At 38.9% G+C, this 1,590-nt stretch carries 2 protein-coding genes; both read left to right on the top strand.

Annotated features, from left to right (window positions below):
- The first annotated feature begins 48 nt into the window (after window positions 1-48).
- Complete coding sequence (locus ACFILW_RS09680) at window positions 49-915, top strand: ERF family protein (protein ID WP_375685712.1); 867 nt, start codon at window positions 49-51, stop codon at window positions 913-915.
- A 1-nt stretch (window position 916) separates the two neighbouring features.
- Window positions 917-1,540 (top strand): lambda exonuclease family protein, encoded by a 624-nt coding sequence (locus tag ACFILW_RS09675; RefSeq protein ID WP_375685711.1) that lies wholly within the window; start codon window positions 917-919, stop codon window positions 1,538-1,540.
- The last annotated feature ends 50 nt before the right edge of the window (window positions 1,541-1,590 follow it).

The following is a 1,590-nucleotide window of genomic DNA, read 5'->3' as shown; positions in this document are numbered from 1 at the left end:
AGCGTGATTCACGCCACGGGGGAATTGCGCGCAATGTAGGAAATCAAGATGAGTGAACAAAACACTAACCTAATAGAAATTGAAGAAACACATCATTTAGCCGTCGAACAAACTGTCATGGAACGTATTTTAAATAAAGCCTTAGACAGTGACGTCGATATGGATCGCTTAGAGCGTCTTCTTGATTTAAGAGAACAAGAGATAAAACGACAAGAGCGCCAAAATTTTGTCCGTGATCTTTCGGCTGTGCAAATGGCATATAAAAATATCGAACAAAACGCCATTAATAACCATACAAACAGCAAATACGCTACACTTGATCAGTACATTGATGCTGTAAAAGACGGACTTGCAACATACAAATTTGCTTTGTTTTATCGTATTAAAAATCAAACAGAAAAAAACGTTACCATAGAAATAACTCTGTCTCATCCTTCAGGCAATGAAATATCAACAGAAGGAACATTTCCAATTGACAGTACAGGCTCTAAAAATAGCATACAATCACTTGGTTCCACACTTACCTACGCACGAAGATACCTATTAGGCATGCTTCTTAATTTAGCAAGTAAAGAAGACGATACAGATGGTCAAATGCAAGCCAAAGAAGACGATACAAATAATCAAAAAGTTTCCTCTAAACAGATAAAGCAAATCGAAGAATTAATCGAACAAACAGAATCGGATAAAAATAAGCTTCTCTCTTATGCAAAAGTAGAAAAGCTAACAGATATGTCTTGTGAAACAGCAGACGACGTTTTGAAAATATTAGAAAGCAAGCCAAGAATTCAAAGAGAAAGCGCTCTACAATCTCTCCCACCACAAGAGAAAACATACGTTCCTATACAAGATGCCGAATATATTCACGTCCAAGATATAGAATATGCACCACAAGAACAAAGAACGGCGGTATGAGATGGAACAAAGAACAGCAGAATGGTTTCAAGCGCGCTTGGGTAAAGTCACCGCATCAAACATTTACAACATACTCAATAAAACTACAAAAGGATTGCCTACGAGCAAATATGAAGACTACAAAATCAAACTCATAACAGAACGTTTAACAAGAGAAACAAGCCCCTATTATGAAACTGAAGATATGAGATGGGGTATCGAACATGAAGATGATGCCTTGAGAGAATATGGCTTCATTTATGATGCCGATATAACAAAGTGCGGCTTTATCCAACACCCCACAATAGAAATGGCGGGGGCTAGCCCCGATGGTCTCATTGGAGAAGACGGTTTAATCGAAGTCAAATGCCCGAGATCAGTAACACATATGCGCTTTTGGATAGGTGACGAAATCAAACCAGAATATCACGCACAAATGCAATTCCAAATGGCTTGTACAGAACGAAAATGGTGTGATTTCGTAAGCTATGACCCACGTTTTACGGGAGAATTCTTTCACTTGCGCATGAAAGTCAAGCGTGTTCTCCGTGATGATCAACAAATTGAACAGATCAATCAAGCTGTTGAAACCTTTTTAGCAGAGATAGAACGAGAGATAAAACAACTCTCAACAAAAGCTGCTTAACCTTATGGGGGTGTTTTGTTCCCCGCATATCTACGAGCACCCCCACCCTT

Origin of the sequence: Bartonella sp. TT110JLCBS (assembly GCF_042193405.1) — a bacterium.
Classification (GTDB): domain Bacteria; phylum Pseudomonadota; class Alphaproteobacteria; order Rhizobiales; family Rhizobiaceae; genus Bartonella.
Note: the sequence above shows the minus strand (reverse complement) of the source record. Positions and strands in the feature narration are given on the sequence as shown.